General features: G+C 43.7%; 16 protein-coding genes and 1 riboswitch. Of the genes, 11 read left to right on the plus strand and 5 right to left on the minus strand.

What is annotated here, in order from left to right; translation table 11 throughout:
* Positions 1-15 precede the first annotated feature (15 nt).
* Positions 16-1,011, plus strand: a complete 996-nt coding sequence (locus MHI37_RS04225) for an inorganic phosphate transporter (protein ID WP_076338741.1) — start codon at positions 16-18, stop codon at positions 1,009-1,011.
* A 467-nt stretch (positions 1,012-1,478) separates the two neighbouring features.
* Here MHI37_RS04225 and MHI37_RS04230 read toward each other — a convergent pair whose 3' ends face one another.
* Positions 1,479-2,009 (minus strand): hypothetical protein, encoded by a 531-nt coding sequence (locus tag MHI37_RS04230; RefSeq protein WP_076338742.1) that lies wholly within the window; start codon positions 2,007-2,009, stop codon positions 1,479-1,481.
* A 234-nt stretch (positions 2,010-2,243) separates the two neighbouring features.
* Between MHI37_RS04230 and MHI37_RS04235 the strand changes: the two genes are divergently transcribed.
* From MHI37_RS04235 to MHI37_RS04270, 8 genes are all read left to right on the plus strand, one after another.
* Positions 2,244-2,534 carry a YerC/YecD family TrpR-related protein gene (locus MHI37_RS04235; protein ID WP_054026535.1) on the plus strand — a complete coding sequence of 97 codons (291 nt, stop codon included), beginning with the start codon at positions 2,244-2,246 and terminating at the stop codon, positions 2,532-2,534.
* 11 nt (positions 2,535-2,545) lie between these two features.
* On the plus strand, positions 2,546-3,328 hold the full coding sequence (locus tag MHI37_RS04240) for a CbiX/SirB N-terminal domain-containing protein (RefSeq protein WP_076338743.1): 783 nt from the start codon (positions 2,546-2,548) through the stop codon (positions 3,326-3,328).
* Between the two features lie 12 nt (positions 3,329-3,340).
* Complete coding sequence (locus MHI37_RS04245) at positions 3,341-4,255, plus strand: diacylglycerol kinase (protein WP_076338744.1); 915 nt, start codon at positions 3,341-3,343, stop codon at positions 4,253-4,255.
* Between the two features lie 80 nt (positions 4,256-4,335).
* Complete coding sequence (rlmD, locus tag MHI37_RS04250) at positions 4,336-5,823, plus strand: 23S rRNA (uracil(1939)-C(5))-methyltransferase RlmD (protein ID WP_076338745.1); 1,488 nt, start codon at positions 4,336-4,338, stop codon at positions 5,821-5,823.
* A 633-nt stretch (positions 5,824-6,456) separates the two neighbouring features.
* The gene (locus MHI37_RS04255) at positions 6,457-6,678 is read left to right on the plus strand and encodes a YdbC family protein (protein ID WP_076338746.1); all 222 of its coding nucleotides are present in this window, start codon (positions 6,457-6,459) and stop codon (positions 6,676-6,678) included.
* A 121-nt stretch (positions 6,679-6,799) separates the two neighbouring features.
* A complete protein-coding gene (locus MHI37_RS04260; RefSeq protein WP_076338747.1) occupies positions 6,800-7,174 on the plus strand; it encodes a DUF3775 domain-containing protein in 375 nt (124 codons plus the stop codon).
* 279 nt (positions 7,175-7,453) lie between these two features.
* Positions 7,454-8,239, plus strand: coding sequence for a hypothetical protein (locus MHI37_RS04265; RefSeq protein ID WP_076338748.1), 786 nt, complete (start codon positions 7,454-7,456; stop codon positions 8,237-8,239).
* Positions 8,240-8,841: 602 nt separating this feature from the next.
* Positions 8,842-9,654 (plus strand): hypothetical protein, encoded by an 813-nt coding sequence (locus tag MHI37_RS04270; RefSeq protein WP_076338749.1) that lies wholly within the window; start codon positions 8,842-8,844, stop codon positions 9,652-9,654.
* Here the strand turns inward: MHI37_RS04270 and MHI37_RS04275 are convergent.
* From MHI37_RS04275 to MHI37_RS04290, 4 genes are all read right to left on the minus strand, one after another.
* On the minus strand, positions 9,651-10,457 hold the full coding sequence (locus MHI37_RS04275; protein WP_076338750.1) for an integrase core domain-containing protein: 807 nt from the start codon (positions 10,455-10,457) through the stop codon (positions 9,651-9,653). The two genes, MHI37_RS04270 and MHI37_RS04275, sit on opposite strands and share 4 nt — an antisense overlap.
* Before the next feature lie 349 nt (positions 10,458-10,806).
* Positions 10,807-12,204, minus strand: a complete 1,398-nt coding sequence (locus MHI37_RS04280; protein ID WP_083676455.1) for a TrkH family potassium uptake protein — start codon at positions 12,202-12,204, stop codon at positions 10,807-10,809.
* Positions 12,188-12,853 (minus strand): TrkA family potassium uptake protein, encoded by a 666-nt coding sequence (locus MHI37_RS04285; protein ID WP_076338751.1) that lies wholly within the window; start codon positions 12,851-12,853, stop codon positions 12,188-12,190. The genes MHI37_RS04280 and MHI37_RS04285 overlap by 17 nt, the downstream gene beginning before the upstream one ends.
* A gap of 157 nt (positions 12,854-13,010) precedes the next feature.
* Positions 13,011-13,547 (minus strand): universal stress protein, encoded by a 537-nt coding sequence (locus MHI37_RS04290; protein WP_256710644.1) that lies wholly within the window; start codon positions 13,545-13,547, stop codon positions 13,011-13,013.
* A 123-nt stretch (positions 13,548-13,670) separates the two neighbouring features.
* Positions 13,671-13,825: riboswitch (cyclic di-AMP (ydaO/yuaA leader) on the minus strand.
* Positions 13,826-14,227: 402 nt separating this feature from the next.
* On the opposite strand from MHI37_RS04290, the gene MHI37_RS04295 reads away from it, so the two are divergent.
* Together MHI37_RS04295 and MHI37_RS04300 are read left to right on the plus strand one after the other, a co-directional pair.
* Positions 14,228-14,635, plus strand: coding sequence for a hypothetical protein (locus MHI37_RS04295; RefSeq protein WP_179090288.1), 408 nt, complete (start codon positions 14,228-14,230; stop codon positions 14,633-14,635).
* Positions 14,636-15,166: 531 nt separating this feature from the next.
* Positions 15,167-17,524, plus strand: coding sequence for a DEAD/DEAH box helicase (locus MHI37_RS04300; RefSeq protein ID WP_076338753.1), 2,358 nt, complete (start codon positions 15,167-15,169; stop codon positions 17,522-17,524).
* The last annotated feature ends 9 nt before the right edge of the window (positions 17,525-17,533 follow it).

Raw genomic sequence — 17,533 nt, forward strand, 5'->3', positions numbered from 1 at the left:
TAGGAGTATTTCACAATGGATTTAATGGTTCTTTGGATTGTTGTCTTTTTGGCGCTTTCGTTTGATTTTATAAATGGATTTCATGATACAGCCAATGCGATTGCCACAGCTGTATCAACACGGGCTCTAAAGCCTAGAGTTGCGATCATGATGGCTGCAGTTATGAACTTTGTCGGCGCGATTACATTTACCGGAGTAGCAGCTACCATAGGTAAAGGTGTCGCGAATCCGGCTGAGCTGGAGCATGGGGTTCCCATTGTTATTGCTGCTCTGTTAGCAGCCATCACTTGGAATCTAATTACATGGTGGTTTGGGATTCCTTCCTCTTCATCACATGCATTGATTGGCTCCCTTGCGGGCGCAGTCATTGGTGGAGCTGGGATGAGTGCAATCAATTCGGGCGGTTTGATGAAAATTGTCCAAGCCTTGATTCTCTCTCCAATTATTGCGTTCACTGCGGGTTTCATTATCATGTGGATATTAAAAAAAATATTTGCCAAATCAAGTCCTCACCAAGTGAACAAAGGGTTCCGCTTTGGGCAAATTATTACAGCGGCGTTTCAATCGTTCTCACACGGTACGAATGACGCTCAAAAAGCGATGGGTATTATCGTATTTGCACTCGTTGCTTCAGGAGTTCAATCGACGATGGACGTTCCACTGTGGGTTAAGATTTCTGCGGCTACAGCAATGGCACTAGGTACTTCTGTCGGCGGCTGGAAGATTATTAAGACGATGGGTACAAAAATTTTCAAAATCGAGCCTATTAACGGCTTCGCAGCGGACATAGGCTCTGCAGCAGTTATTCTGACGGCGACAATGATTCACTTGCCCGTCAGCACAACACATGTCATCACCTCTTCGATTCTCGGTGTAGGCAGCGCGAAGCGTTTCTCTGCCGTTAAATGGGGAGTTGCGGGTCGCATCGGCATTGCATGGGTCATTACCATTCCATTTACAGTTTTAATGGCTATGTTCTTCTATTGGATTATCCGCTTAATATTCCTGTAAGATGATGTGAATTGAGATAGTGGGGAAAACCTCACTCGCCATGAGCTAAGGTTCATGGGGAATGAGATTTTTCTCACTATTTTTTGTGTTTTTTTGCGATGCGGCAGTAAAATATTGTGGACAACAATGATCGGAAATTAGCGAAAATTGCGCGTATACACATAATTAGTAACAGCTGTGTATGAATTATGCCTATGCAGCTTTGTGAGATATACACATTGTAGTAACAGCTGTGCATGGATTGAGAGTGGATCATGACGAAGGCTGTCGAAGGTTGTACTTGTGCACAGGATAGATTGCTGAATTTTCAGTTAATGAAACAAAACCTGTGGATACACGAACGAATATAGTTATCCACAGAAGGATAACTATAAAAAAACGGTGTGAAAATGTGCATAAACGGTTAATTGAAAAACACTCTGAATGCTGCGCGATGCGCTGCAATCAGAGTGTGGTTTTGTGTAATTTTATCGACGGCGCTTCGTTGTGCGGCGACGCTTCGTTGTACCTTTTCCTGAGTTTGGGCTAGAGCTGGTCTTGCGACGCTTGCGGCGCTTCGGTTTCCATTCCGTATCGTCATCATCATCATTTGATGATTTTTTACTGAAGGAGCCCATTAATACTTTGACTAAAGGCGCCATTTGGGAAACGCTTGCCATCACCTTTTGTACCTTTGTTACGGTTGTAAGGATACCATCAATACCGCCAATACGGTCAACAAAACCTTTAATCTCTCCTAAGCTGGCGAGGGAGAAGCCGGTTGCCTTGGTGCTTGGGGTCGTTTCAATAATTTCAGCCGTTGGCTCCGATACGACGCTGGGCAGCATATCCTGCATCACTGGGGCTGCCGGCGGCATTATAGGCAGGTCTGTACCGAGGCTGAAGCCGCTCGACTTCGCGCCAGCTGACTTGCTCAGCTGGTTCTGAGCAAGACGGTGGCTGCCGTGCCAACCGTCTTGCTGCTGGCTGCCGGTACCGGGGTTATTGCGGTAATTCACACGGATCACAACCCTTCTTTTCTAATAGTTTATGGGTTAGGCGAACATAAGGATTGGACGTATGCCCCTAGTTACGGAACTTTTTCTAGATAAATGCCTGTGCTTGTAAAGGAGCCGATTAACAACAGCCGTCCAGATCATTTGCTGGGGTAAAGCGTGAATACGGTAATGTTTGAAAAAAACAGGTAAAAAAGCTACAATAGTTACATTAGTTTTAATTAGGAGTGAATACGCATGCAGCTTAAAAAGCTGAACGATAAAGCAATAGATCAGTTGTTCGAAGCGGTTCTTACATTGAAATCGGTCGAGGAATGTTATGTGTTTTTTGATGATTTGTGTACGGTCAACGAAATTCAGTCGTTATCGCAAAGGCTTGAGGTAGCGCGGATGCTCGGCAAAGGCAGCACATACAACGCGATTGAGGCTGAGACTGGTGCCAGCACGGCTACGATCTCACGGGTGAAGCGCTGTTTAAATTACGGAAATGATGGTTATAAAATGGCTTTAGAGCGTCTTGGAAGGTAGTGTCCCAACCGATGAAGCCAGGAATCCTCGTAATTAGTCATGGCTCCAGAGAAAGTTTGTGGGTGCAGCTAGTCGATGAAGCTATTGCGGAAGCGGCAGCCTCGCCACGTTTGTCTAATATCCCTATCGTGTCGTCCTTTCTTGAAATTATAGAAGGACGGCTTATTCAGGATGGCATTGATCAGCTTGAGGGGCAGGGAGTAACCGACATGTACGTAGTGCCATTGTTCATATCCTCAGGAAGCACTCATGTAGATGAAATCGGGCAAGCCTTCGGCTTTCCTTGGTTGTCAGATCTAGAGGGGGATCTTGGAACCTTCCGAGTTGCAGCGAACGTACACTATGGCATGCCGATTGACGATGATCCAGAAATCGCTGAGCTGCTAGCATCGAATATTTCTTCTTTGTCCTCAGAGCCTGAGAAGGAAGCGCTGCTGCTTATCGGTCATGGCAGCAAGGAAAAAGTGTTTCATGAACGTTGGCAGGAAGGATTGCTCAAGCTGGGTGAACGGCTTCGAGCGACTGTCGGCTTCAAGCGTGCCGAATATGCAATGCTGCTGCCAGACCAAGCGGCAGCGAAGCTTGCAGCGATGCAGGCGGCGAATCCAGATGAAGCGGTTATTGTTGTACCGCTGTTTCTGAGTCAGGGCTATTTTACAAATCAGGTTATTCCCACTAGGCTTTCCGGTCTTGTGTATAAATATAATGGCCGGGCTATGCTGCCGAGTTCAGCAATTTCACGCTGGCTGGAGCGACAAATGTATGATGGTGTGCGGCGTATGCGCAAAGTATAGGAGTGAGCTCAAATAGCAATCAAACGGGCACGGCTTATATATAATCCCACTTCGGGTAGAGAAGAAATGAAGAAACGTCTGCCGGATATTCTTCAGCGGCTGGAGCAGGGCGGTATCGAAACGAGCTGTCACGCAACGATCGGTGAAGGAGATGCAACGCTTGCAGCATCTGAAGCAGCGGATCGCGGTTACGATATGATCATTGCAGCTGGCGGTGATGGTACGCTTTATGAGGTCATAAACGGTTTGACAGGGAAGTCGAATCGACCGCCATTAGGTATTCTGCCTGTCGGAACGACAAATGATTTTGCGCGAGCGATGGGCATTCCAAAGCACTGGGAATATGCAGTTGATCTAATTATTCAACAATATAGCCGTTTTATTGACGTTGGCAAGGCGAATGAACGCTACTTTATCAACATTGCAGGGGGAGGCTCCTTGACGGAGCTGACCTATGACGTTCCGAGCAAGCTTAAGACGATGATTGGTCAGCTCGCTTATTATATGAAGGGTCTGGAAAAAATGACCCGACTTCGTCCGACGGAGCTGAACTTTAGCGCAGCTGGGGTAGGAGAGTTTCATGATGAGTTTATGATGTTCCTCATCTGCAACAGCAATTCGGTTGGCGGCTTTGAGCGATTAGCGCCGGATTCCAAGCTGGATGACGGCTTGTTAGATGTACTGCTCATTCGGAAATGCAACCTGCCGGAGTTTATTAAGCTGGTATCGCTCGCACTGCGCGGTGAGCACTTGAATGATCCACATGTGATTCATTTTCGGACGAATGAGCTCAAGGTAACGACACCGGATTATGTACAAATTAATCTCGATGGCGAATACGGCGGCGTGCTGCCGTGCACGTTCTCCGTGCTGCCGTCGCATTTGCGTATTTTTGCAGATGAGACTGGCGAGTCGACTTACCGTTAGCTTTCGCTAAATTCGAGAATTGGGGCACAATGGATAGAGCTAGGCAGGCAACAGCATTGAAGATAGAGCGGAGAGAGTTTATGAATAAAGGAAGAAGCAGAGGCGGCAAAGGGAGAACACATGGTGCAGCTCGTTCAGCAGCAGTGGTTCCAGTAGATGCGCCTTTTCAGAAAAATGAAGAGGTCACCGTCGATATTATCGGCCTGACACATGATGGAGAAGGGGTAGGCCGCGCTGATGGCTATACCCTTTTTATACAAGGTGCGCTTCCCGGTGAACGCGTCCGAGTGAAGGTTATGAAGGTGAAGAAGCAGTATGGCTATGCGAAGCTTGAGGAGCTAATGCTGTCAAGTCCATCGCGGATCGAGCCGCCTTGCGATATTTATAAGGAATGCGGCGGCTGCCAGCTTCAGCATTTTGATTACCCCGCACAGCTGGAGTGGAAACGGCAGCATGTTGTGGACAACTTGATGCGAATCGGCAAGCTGAGCGTTGCTGGAGAAGGCAGAGCTGTGGATGGAGAGAGTGCGTCTACGGGTATTGTTGTACGCAAAACCGTTGGTATGGATGAGCCATGGCGGTATCGGAACAAAGCAGCAGTCCCCGTTGGTGCAAGCTCGGCAGATGGCGGATTGCTTGCTGGTTTCTACGCGCGCGGCAGTCATCGCATTATCGATATGGACGATTGTCTCATTCAGCATGAGCATAATGATGAGGTTATTCGTGTGGTGAAGCGAATTGGACGGGAGCTCGGCGCAGCTCCTTATAATGAAGAAACAGGCCGGGGTGTCCTGCGTCATGTAATGGCGCGGACAGGCGTTGTGACTGGTGAAATCATGGTCGTATTGGTGACTAACGGCAGGAAGCTGCCTCTCGTGGAATCGTGGATTGAGCGTATTCGCAGGGAGCTTCCAGCAGTAAAGAGTATCATTCAAAATGTAAACGAGCGTGATACGAACGTTATTTTTGGCGATGATACCTTTGTGCTGTGGGGTAGCGAGGTGATCTATGACGAGCTTGACGGCATTCGCTTCGCGATATCGGCAAGATCGTTCTATCAGGTAAACCCAGCGCAAACCGTAGCGCTATACCGCAAAGCAGTAGAATACGCTGGACTTACGGGGACGGAAACCGTGATCGATGCTTATTGCGGTATTGGAACGATCTCACTGTTCCTCGCCCGTCAGGCTGGACGCGTCTACGGCGTCGAGATCGTGCCGGAGGCGATTGAGGATGCGGCGCGGAATGCAGCATTGAATGGCATCACGAACGCTTCATTTGAGGCTGGTCCTGCCGAGGTTGTTATTCCTCGCTGGCGCAAGGAAGGTATTACGGCCGATGTCATTGTCGTCGATCCTCCGCGCAAAGGCTGCGACCCAGCACTGCTTGAGACGATCCTGTCGATGCAGCCGGAGAGAGTCGTATACGTAAGCTGCAATCCATCTACCTTAGCAAGAGACTTGCGGGTGCTGGAGGACGGCGGGTACAAGACAGTAGATGTTGTACCTGTGGATATGTTCCCGTGGACGGTGCATGTGGAGTGCGTGGTAAGGCTATATCGGGAGTAGAAGCATTGATGGGCAAGGGCCGAAGAGCAACAGTCATATGTTCCCGCATTCAAAAAAAATGCATTGAGGTGGTGTGCGGGAATATATATTCTTTTCATGCACAAGGCATGTGGAGTGCGTGGTAAGGATATATCCTGAGGGATATTGAAAGGTGAATTTTTTAACAAGGTCTGCTGAGAAAGCAGGATTTTCATTTATGAACTACCCTAAAGAGTTAATAGTAAACATGAAGAAAGCATTATATTGACCTCCCCCACAGCGGTGGAGGTTTTTTCATGTGAACATATACTCGGAGACATAATAGTATCAATTTCTTGTTGTATAATAAGGAGTAATATTTATCGAATAAAGGAATTACCAAATAAGTTGTGGAATAAGTCAAATTGGCAATTGGATAGTTAATGAAAGGTGGTACACTTTTAGATTAGCAAATACAGATTATTGAAGGAATACAAATACCCACCCGATGAAATCCCGCATGCTACCGAATTGGTGATCAGACAAGCTGAACTCCAAATGAAGAACAACTTGTATACTGCTGAATCCTTTCGACCAAGTTATTCTATAGCTGCTGAGAGTTAAGGGACGTATTTATAGCAACTCATTGCAAATCACGAGTAAGGGGATACCACAATGGCGGAACTAAAATTCGAAATCACCAAAAATATCGGAATCCTATCCGAAGGTGCAAAAGGCTGGAGCAAGGAACTGAATCTCATTAGCTGGAATGACCGCGATCCTAAGTATGACATCCGCGAATGGGCTCCTGAACACGATAAGATGGGCAAAGGCGTCACTTTATCGAAGGATGAGATTGTTGTGTTAAGGGATATGTTAAATGGATTGGAGTTGTAATATCTTGTACCACAATACGATCATAAAATTATGAATATACTTCTGTTGTAACTTGGTTATCTATGTATGGTTCCATATATGGATTTCAACTAATTTTTATTCGATTCGGAGGAATGAGTACATGTTTACTATTCAAGCCCTTAATGATTTTCTACCAAAAATACATGAAGTTATCAGACAGACTGAAAATCTCGCACAAGCTAATAAAAAAACAAAAAATGATACTTCATATCAGTATAGCGAACTTTTTAACTATGTGGACACATTCGATGATAATGAGATTGCTATGATTCAAACATTGATGTATATCGGAAGAGATGAATCAAAAACGAAATATGGAAATAAAACAGAGTTGTTTAATCTATGTGCACGAAAATTGGGCTTTGAACGGGGAGTGCCTATAAATAATAGAGAAAATGAGATAACTCAAATGATTGGAAAAGAAAGTACGCTTTATCAATATCTAAAAAGTGGCTTGGATATTCTAATATACTAATTGTTCAAACTGTCTGTCATGAGTTAACCTTGAGGGAATGTTATGATCCTAGATACTGATTTTCAACATGAAATAACATTCCCATGGAATATTGAAGTTTGGATCGACTGGGAACTAGATACAGTTGGCAAAGTCGAAAAGGTTACTCCCGATTCGGTTATGATTGATGGCAATCATTTTGTAAGAGAGAATTGTAAGTTTTGGATGATATGAGAAATATGTTGAATGGGTTGGAAATTAAGCCTCGACATAAATTATTAAAGAGAAGGATTTGATAGTTTGTTAAAAACTATTTTAGTTTTATTGTGTTTTGGACTCCTAACGGGGTGTACTACAAATAGCAGCAGTCATACTTCGAATGATATTGCTAAAACTAAGACGAACACAGTTATTACAACTGAGGTTGCTTCAACTCCGATGACGAAAGAAAGCATTAATGACAGACAAAAAAATAAAACGATATCTTCTGAAGAAGGAAAGGATATATCTTCATTCGTTCCTGATGGTTGGCATATACTTGAACGAGTTAAAGGAAAACCAGAAAAAATTGAGGGCGATTTAAACAAAGATGGCATAAATGACATCGCATTTGTGATTGAAGGAATAAGCAAAACAAAAGAAGAAGCCCCACCAAGGGTATTATTAATAGCATTTGGAACTAAGGATCATACATATATTTTGTCAGTAAAAGCTGAACATGCAATATTAAGATCAGATGAAGGTGGCGTTTGGCCTGATCCATTTACAAAAATATCCATAGATAGAGGCTCTATTATAATAGATTTTTATGGTGGAAGTAATTATAGATGGTATGGTAAGTATAGATTCAGATATCAAGACAATGACTGGTATTTAATAGGAGCTACAATTGGTTCATATTTTACTGGTACTACGACACAAGAAAATGCTGACGAAGATGACTACAACTTACTTACAGGAGATATCATTACTAGAAAAACGGATGAAAAGGATCGTAATAGCTCACATACGACAAAAGGTAACAGGGGCAAGAAGGCGCTTTTAAAGCTTACAGACTTTATTGCCAATTCAGAGAACAATTTTTGAAATGAGCATTCTTATCGTTAGACATTAGACTAGAATTGTAGCCTCTGCCACGATCAAAGAATGAAAAAGCAAAATATACAACTTCAACTTTATACTCACATCAAAAGGAACCGAGAGCACATCGCCTTCGGTTCTTCTCTATGTGTATATTCCAAATGATCTATAAACTCAAAAAACCTCTATCATTTGAGGTTTGCTGTGTGCTGTGTGATAATATTAAATTAGTATGTCCAATAACTGGGATGCGTTTTATGACCCTATATCCATTTTGGGAGGTGTATTTGTGCATCCATTTTAACGCTATAATCCCATTTTGAAAAATGGGAAATCGAATACTGGAAAGAAAAATATACTAATCTAATATTTTTTAATTTTTTAATTTATCACGATTAGCGTCAGAACACAAGAGAATTATATTCAGTTTTTCATTTTTTGTTTTTATGTATTGGATAGACGGAAAGCATGAATTAGCGTTGAAGCCTTACTCCATAAGGGTTTTTGAAGAGTGATGCTATTAATAGTAGATAAGTTTCGAGAAAATAATGGACAAGTTTTTTATGTGTTTTTCATTTTTTGCATTTTAAAAATTGGGAGGCTATTCATTGAACAACAATCAAAAGCGAAACCAACATAAGATTAAACTCTTTTACTTTCATGAATTATCTGATTGTCTTTCTCAATTGATTGCTCCAGAAAATATAGATCGAACTATTACTGTTTCCAATAGCATCTATCTTAATCAACTCCAACAAGTCGTTGCGGAACAGGATTTTTCCGACGATCTTAATGATTCAGTATTTATGCTCAAATCGAACAATATCGACGAAGACGATCCAGCCCAACTCGCTTTGTTCGAACGTGTGCTACGTGAAGGCATTACTTATAAAGGTGAAAAGTATGTTCGTTCCATCAAATCTCCTGCGATGGGTAGAACTCAGCGTACTGAATTCATCAAAGAGAAATATTACAAAAATGTATTTCAGCGAGTGGCTCTAGGTAAATTTCCTAGACTCACTAATATTAACAAATGGGAGGCAGCACTTGGTGTTAGCCGATCTTCGGCACTCGCTATACCCTATATTCCTCGAATTGTCGTCATTCCCGATTATGAAAAAGAAGAAATTATCGAGGATGTATGGAAAGTGGTCAAATGTATCGGAGATCCAGTTCAGCAAGAACTGATCTTAGAGGAAAAGAAGAAGCAACGTGAATATTTCAAAGCTAAGAAAGATTTGATTCCTTCAGCAACCAATCTGGCTGTGTTACCAAGATTACCGAATAAAAAGGTTATTGTAAGAGGCGAAGAGATTACAGCACCCGATCAGTCTGAACAAAAAACATTCAGTGGTTGGGATAAAGAGAACGGTGTTTGTCAAGGTAGTTGTCGCGAACTCATTAGAAAAGTAATGTTTTAATTTTTAGATTTTTGTCCAGCTTGAATAGGTGTCACTCTTTCTGGGTTGAGCCCTACCTCTTCTTCTAAACTCCAGTTGCGAGTGCTACCTGACCAACGTGTTGGATGTGAAGCTTTTGCTGCTTCATAGACTTGTTTTCGGTTATCAAATATCTGTTTCGCCAGTCCTTGATTAGGGGTTAGGAAATTGAGCCCACTATGACAGTGTTCTGTATTGTACCAGCGGACGAAACGCAGTACCCATTCGCGCGCTTTATCGATACTCTCAAAGCCGTTTGCTGGATATTCGGGACGGTACTTGCATGTTCTAAATATAGATTCCGCATACGGGTTGTCATTGCTCACTCGCGGTCTGCTTCTAGACGGTGTAATATCCCACATCCACACTTGGTTTGGGCTTGTTGCACGATGGCTCGTCAATGGCTTGGATGTTGGCTTGGCACTTCGTCCACGATGATGCTGCAACGCGTGCTGATGCATGACGCGACAAAATGTAGATTCAGATGCAATATAGGTGCCTTGGTCGGCTAGTCTAGGTACAATTTGGCTCGGTGGTAAGCTTTTGAACGCAGGCTGATTGATGACGGCAACGATTTGTTGCTGCTCGGAATCGCTAAGCTTGTTGACTGGTGACTGTCGCTTGACATGAGGACGTTGATCCTCACATACCTCTTGATTTCGCCATCGTTGTAGCGTCCTCTGTGTTAGGTTAAGGATATTGCACGCTAGGTATTCCCTTGCACCAGCTACGACTACTTCCTGAATCAGTAATACGGCTAATTGACGATCTGAGGCACTGATCATTCGTCTCCACTTTTCAAACTTTCCGTTGTCCTTAATAACTATATACTTGGCGAAAAATAAATTAAGAAATCGTGCGCACCTAGAAGAAGTATTTTCCAGTACAATAGTTTTGATTCTATAGGGGCTGTTGAGACGGTTTTTGCAGCGTATCGACTAATTCCAACTCTGTGCAATGGCTAATAAAAAGCGACAGGCTCTTCAAGTCTAATAAACTTGAAGAGCCTGCCGATGGAGCCAAAAGCGGCTTTGCAACCCGACTGTAAGAGACAGGTTGAATGTGGAGATGCGCAAGGAAATCGGAAATCTGTTTTTTTTTTTCGGTATATTCGAGCAAAAGCCCTTATAGCAACTAGCCAATCAAAATATGGTCTTCTGCATAACCGATTTTGGAAGAACGCTTCTTCTGCGCTAATGCAAACGCGAGCGTCAGTGGACCGAGACGACCGGCAAACATCGTAAAAGTCACAATAACTTTCCCTGCAGGAGACAATTCGTTCGTTAACCCCATCGAAAGCCCTGTTGTGCTGAAAGCGGATGTCGCTTCAAACAGCACTTCCAAAAAATGATCCTCCAGCATGCCTTCAGAAATGGTAAGCAAGAGGGTAATGACCAGTACGGCAGCCAATGAACTCATGACGACGGCCAGCGCTCGTATGACCGTTTCTTCCGCAATTTTGCGTTCAAAGGCATGAATTTGTCCGCCGCCGCGAAATGTGTTTATAGTGGCGAGAACAAGCACAACCAACGTATTGATTTTAATGCCGCCTCCCGTACCACCGGAAGCCGCTCCGATAAACATGAGGATAATGACAAAAAATTGTGACGCCGCAAGCATATTGCCGATGTCGATGGTGTTGAATCCTGCGCTTCTGGGTGTCACACCTTGGAAAAATGCAACAAGCACCCGTTCCCCCGCACCCAATTGACCGAAGGTGGCCGGATTCCAACTCTCCAGAAAGAAAAGAACAAGAAAACCGGCTGCGGATAAAATCGCTGAGGCAAGGAGAACCACTTTGGTGTGCAGGGACAGCTTTCTCCAGGAACGTTTGCGAAATAGATCCACGACAACAAGATAGCCGAGTCCGCCGATGACAAAAAGCAGGATAATTGTTAGATTGACAACAGGATCTCCGGCAAAGGAGGACAGACTGTCAGACCACAAGGCGAATCCGGCGTTGTTGAAAGCGGAGACGGAATGAAAAAGCGCGTAATAAGCTGCCTGTCCCCATCCTATCTCTTCTTGCCATCGGAGCGTCAGGATCACCGTCGCTAGCGCTTCAAATGCAAAAGCAATGAGCACCATGTAAAGTGACAGTTTGACCAATCCTTGCGCCGATGTCGAGTGAGTCGTTTGCTGGATGATGAGTCTTTGCTTTAATCCGATTTTTTTGCCCAAAATAATGGCCACCATGACGCCAAAGGTCATAAATCCAAGTCCGCCCACTTGAATCATAATCATAATGAGGACCTGCCCAAAGGTGGAAAAGACGCTGCCGGTATCGACCACGACGAGCCCATTTACACATATGGCAGAGGTAGCAGTAAACAACGCATCAATCAAACCGATTGATTCACCTGATACAGATGCTTGCGGCAGAGTAAGCAGCAAGGCGCCAATCCAGATTAGGAAGAAAAACACAATCAGGATCAGTAGGGGCGGATTCATCTTATTTTTCAGCCAGTCAACGAGCAGCACCAAGCGCCCGGATGTGGAGTGACGTTTCATACGGCTACCGTTTTCGTTCATGGTCCTCCTCCAAGTGTCGGATGTCCTTATTGCTGCCGATGATAAGCAGAATATCTCCGGTAAAGATTTTGTCTTCCGCTTTGGGAGATACATTCATATAATCGCCGGTTTTAATCGCCATGATGGTGCATCCATATTTGGCGCGAATATTTAACTGCTGCAACGAATACCCATTCATCGCCGGCGGCGCTTTAATCTCGACTAGATTGTACTCCGGGGATAATTCAATGTAGTCAATCAGATTTTCGGAGCTAAGTTGATGACCGAGTCTCGCCGCCATATCCCGTTCGGGGTAGACGATATGATCCGCGCCAATTTTGCTCAGGACATTACCGTGCATTTCATTTTTGGCTTTGGCCGTTACGTTCAGAACATTCATTTCTTTTAACAACAATGTCGTTAAAATGCTTGCCTGCAGGTCATCGCCTATAGCTACTATCCCATGTGAAAAGTTGCGAATACCCAGCTCTTTTAAAACGGATTCATCTGTGCAGTCTGCTTGCAGAGCATGGGTGGCAATAGCGGAAATATCCTGAACAAGTTGCTCGTTTTTGTCTACTGCCAGCACTTCATGACCGTTTTGAATCAAGGTTTTCGTTAAACTTGAACCGAACCGACCGAGTCCGATGACAATAAACTGTTTTTTCACTGCATTCACTTCCGTTTCTTTAATTACTTAAGGATTCTGTTAAGAGCCATTTAGAAAAGCAGAGTGGTCGAATCAACAATCACTCCTCTACTGACTCTCAGATATTTAAATTCCCCATTTATATTTAATTTTAACAGGCTGGTACTGAAGTCGGTATTTATAGCTTTGAAAAAACACCTTTTGTCACAGGCAGGCCGCGCGCTTCCGAATCTCCAATGTGATAATGCTGCTCTTTTTTGTATACGGAAACCGGTACTCCGGGTTTATGCATATCCATCGCTTGTTCTTTCATTCGCTGGACGGCTACAATGTGCAGGTCCGTTTCGCCTATGCGATGAAGCAGTTCATTGACGAAAGAACCATGCGTAATTTCCTGCCAACGCGTTTGCCCAGATTGTCCGATAATCAATTGAGTAATTTCAAGATGTGTTGCCGTTTCCGCTATCATTTCAGAGGATTTCCTATTTTCATTCGGTTTGACGATAAATGTTGCTCCCCATTCCTCGCATTTCAGTTTCCATGCCGCCATCATCCTTTCTTGCTCCGGATCAAGCTCATCCTCTTGTACAGGAATGACGCTTAATACGAACAGAGGAGACTGAAGGAGCTTAGCCAATTGACCGGCGCGGCGAATGAGCCGTTCTCCGTGCGGTCCGTAGTACACGCAAACCATCAGTTTTTCCTTGTTTTTCATAGTTTCAGCCCCTCTGATAAGGAAATTATTCTCTGAACAGCAAAAAAAACCTGGTCGCAGAGAAATTCTGCTACCAAGCTTTGGACTGTACAATACAGTGCGAAATAAACCAAAGTTGTAAGAGTATTCTCTCCCAAGCGCTGACGAGGTTAGCTGTCGGATTCGGGTTTGAGAGTACCCGTTCTTTCTAAGTAAGAAAGAATTCACCCCAGAAGCAGTATTATAAGCTTCGATGGTTCCCCCGCTCCTCCGTGAAGAGGATTAAGCGTTTATCATATGAAATTGTTGTCATTTATATTACGCCTGCATGTTTAAAAAGTAAACCGTTTCTTAAAAGTCCAACGAAACAGGTAGATATCGCTTTTGCGCAGCAGTGAAAATTTACTATTGTATGTTCATACGATGGGCTTCAATATTCGGTTTCACAAAATATAGAAATACAAGCGAGGAGGAATTGTTTGAAGTAACCCCCGCTTTCGGGACGGTCGGATTATCGATGACATACGCCCGATGTGAGAGTCGGATGTCTGTCATCTGTGGTGAATCCCAAAGCGAGGAATCCATCGCTTCCTCGCTTTGGGTAGAGCGACTCTTACCGCCCGAATCCGTCAGCTAACCTCGTAAGCCTGGTGTCCTGGACAGAGCTTGGATATTGCGTCTATGCCTGACGATGAGAGAGGATGATGGCACTTGTGATCACAAGTTTGACCACATGGGCCAATGCCTCTGTGGTTTTAAGGATGGTAAACAGACTGTATTGTGTCAACTCCAGCAGTGGATCGCCGATTTACCTTTGTACATCAAGGGTTTGTTCGGCAATTCAAGCTGCCAAAAATCGAAAACTATCTGATTGTGTTGCTGGAAAGCCAGGCTTTCTGCGTATTACTCCTTATGCAAGAGTGAGCACCGACACCGAAGAACAGTTAAACAGCTATAAGCCGCAAGTTGCTTACTATGCGGATATGGTTAGTCAGCGCAGTGATTGTATATTGGTGGACACTTTGAAATATGTTCGCTTGCTGAAAGAAAGGAGGATTGCTGTATTTTTTGAAAAGAAGAATATCAACACACTCACCATGGATGGCTAGTTGTTATTGAGCATCCATTTATAACCAGAGTATTCGGAGTACGTCCGTCTTCTTGCGTAAGCTCTTCGTCATTAAGACTTCTAGGAAATGGTGCAAATAGGTCTCCTTAAACAGGGGGAAGTGGGATGTATGTGTCCTTCTGGCTGTATGAGCTGCAAGTGGAAGCTAAAATATAAAATCTACTGAAAAAGTTCTGCTCACAAATCAAGAATCAACAAAAAAAATTTTCTGTAATAATTTTGTGAATTAAAGGGTTTTCGATACATGCGTCGAAATTTAACTATAAATGTCGATAAATGGATTCAAGAGACTTTAGAACTGAAATTATTGTTTTGTTAACTGTTCCATTATATATAGCAATATTAAAAAACAATAAGAATATAGTTGTATTTATATAAGGTAATCTGACTAAAACACATCACCGTTAATAATATGAGAGACTAAAGACCTAGAATTGTGTTCGCTCGAAATTACTACAACAGGAATTACATATTATTGAAAATTGCAATCTTTCTATGGGGGTCCTTCTTGATGCTGAAGCTATTACAACAGGTTATAAATGGAACTCGTGCTTGGAGCATGGATAAGCATCGTATCTCTATTGAACAAATCAATAAAGATTGTTCGAGGTTGCTTAATAGATTCCCTGATGTTGACCTTTCTCTGATAACAGACAATCTTCGCCAAAAAATTAAGAATGATACGCCAATACATAACGTTCGAATGGAAGCCTATTCGCTTGTAAAAGCCGCCTGCAGACGTGTTTTTGATTTAGATGTTCATAATGAACAAATTTTAGGTGCATTGGCAATTTACGAAGGTAATATAGCGGAAATGAAGACGGGCGAAGGTAAGACGATAACTGCTATTTTCCCTGCATTTCTCCAAGCACTAACTGGAAAAAAGGTGCATATCGCCACGGTGAATGAATATTTAGCGTTTAGAGATAGTGAGGGAATGAGCAAAGTATTTCATATGTTGGGCTTGTCAGTCGGTTGTCTTCGAAATGGAATGAACAATGAGGAACGGCAATCTCAGTATGCATGTGATGTAACGTATGGAACTCATTATGAATTCGGTTTCGATTATTTACGTGATCATTTAGTTAATCGGAAAGAGGATCGCGTTCAGTGCGGTCTGCATTTCTTATTGCTTGATGAGGCTGATAGCATACTGATAGACGAAGCGCGAACCCCGCTTCTCATTTCTTCTGCTCCTGGGAAAGGGAGCGACTACCTCGTGTTGATCGATCAGAAAATTTCCCTGCTCGCTGATGGAGACTTTGAATTTGATGCCATGGAGAGACACGTATCTCTTACCCATCAAGGAATAGACCGCTGTGAGCAGCTCTTTGGAATCCGGAATCTCATGAACCTTGAGCATAGTGATACGTATCATAAAATTCAGCAGGCGTTAAGGGCACGCTTTCTTATGAAAAGAGATATCGATTATGTCATTCGAATCAATGAGCAAGGAGAACAGGAAGTAGTTATCGTTGATCAAAGCACAGGAAGGCTCATGTTCGGACGAAGATATACGGAAGGGCTTCACCAAGCGATAGAAGCGAAGGAACGTGTGGTTGTCAATGGTCAATCAGCTACTCTTGCTTCTATAACCCTTCAGCATTTTGTACAGTTGTATGAAAAAGTTGGTGGAATGAGCGGTACTGCTGTTGAAGTAGAGTCGGAATTGCAAGAGGTTTACGGAATTGATGTGGCGGTAATTCCAACGCATCGTCCCATTGCCCGTAGTGATCAGGCGGATCTGTTGTTTTTTAATGAGGAGACGAAATATCGCTGGATCATGGATGACATTAAGCAAAGGCACGCCAAGGGCCAGCCAGTGCTCGTCGGAACGCCTGATATTCGTGCTTCAGAGCGGCTTAGCCAAATGCTTGCAAGTGAGAATATTTCACATCATGTGCTGAATGCCAAAAACGCTGAAAAAGAGGCTGCAATTATTCGAGAGGCAGGTATGGAGAACGCAGTAACTATCGCGACAAACATGGCTGGCAGGGGAGTCGATATATGGCTAGGACCTGGAGTTGAGGAAAACGGCGGTCTCCATGTGATTGGAACTTGCAGACATAATTCAGCGAGAATTGATAATCAACTTAAGGGACGCAGCGGCAGGCAGGGATCGGTTGGCAGTTCAAGGTTTTATATCTCGTTAGAGGATGACTTGCTGGTTAACTATTACTCTGATGATTTATTGGATGAGCTGGAAGAAAGCTTGCTGCCTATTGATCGGCCGATTACGCAGCAGAAATATATTGCGGCCATAAGAAATGCGCAGCGGGCTGCCGAATTAGAAGGCTTTGCTCTTCGCGCAAGTTTGATCGAATGGGACAAGCCCGTTCAGCAGCAGCGCATGATCTATTATCATATGCGAAATGATGTCGTTGATCGGGATTCATATAAGGAATTGCTAGTCTCCATGATTGATAAGATTACTGTTAATGCTGTGAACCGGAATTATCCTTCAGGATTTAGTGAGGAGCCTCCGAATTGGTTTCGACTGTTTGCTGAACTCAGTGCGATCTTTCCATCTCCGAAAGGTTTTATGCTGAAGCAGCTTGATCAGCTTACTCGGCGACAAACGATTGAGCAAATTAGCGAGCAGCTGTATCAAAGGCTGGATGAATGGTACGAGGCATCCTCAATAGAAATGGATGAGTTCGTGAAGCATGCTTCGCTCCGTGCGTTCGACCGCAACTGGATTCAATATTTGGAAGCATTAAACGTATCGAAGGAAAGCTCGTTTTATTCGGTTAGCGGGAGTCAAAAAGTGGATTATGAGCGAGAAACGGCTCAAATGTTTGAAGGGTTATTAGATACGATTCATAAGGAAGTGCTTACATCCATATGGGCTCGAGTGGATACTTCCTGACAACTGTTT

Origin of the sequence: Paenibacillus sp. FSL H8-0548, from assembly GCF_038630985.1 — a bacterium.
Taxonomy (GTDB): Bacteria; Bacillota; Bacilli; order Paenibacillales; family Paenibacillaceae; genus Pristimantibacillus.